Raw genomic sequence first — 458 nt, 5'->3', positions numbered from 1 at the left:
AAAAATCTCTCTCGCTCCGGTTCTGAGAGAGTATTAAAAAAGTCTTTATAAGTCTTAAGAGTATGAGGAAAATCCGACCCGCTCTGGGTAAGGGTTTCAGGCGTTGAATCGGACAACTTTGTCTTATTGCGGACAACTTTGTCCTGGCTCGGACAACTTTGTCCAGACTCGGACAACTTTGTCTTATTGCGGACAACTTTGTCCTGCTGTGGACAACTTTGTCCAGACTTGACGGTAGCCAGATTACGGCTTTTCATATCTACGATTTTGAATTCCCAAAGCTCCATTTCTTCGAGCTTGTGCATTGAGCGTCTGACCTGTCTTTCCGATAGTCCGACAGTCGCTGCGATTTGTTCTGGGTTTGGTGTTTCTTTTAAGCGATCGCCATAAGGGTCAAGCATCTGAAGGTAGCTCCACACACACCAATCGGCGCTGGTTAATTTAGCTCTGATGGCTTT

At 45.6% G+C, this 458-nt stretch carries 1 protein-coding gene; it reads right to left on the bottom strand.

From position 1 onward, the window contains the following. A partial coding sequence (locus PL9631_RS25540; protein ID WP_156090713.1) for a hypothetical protein occupies nt 1-401 on the bottom strand: 401 nt, incomplete at its 3' end. Nucleotides 402-458: the final 57 nt, after the last annotated feature.

The sequence above is a fragment of the Planktothrix paucivesiculata PCC 9631 genome (genome assembly GCF_900009265.2).
Lineage (GTDB): Bacteria > Cyanobacteriota > Cyanobacteriia > Cyanobacteriales > Microcoleaceae > Planktothrix > Planktothrix paucivesiculata.
Note: the sequence above shows the minus strand (reverse complement) of the source record. Positions and strands in the feature narration are given on the sequence as shown.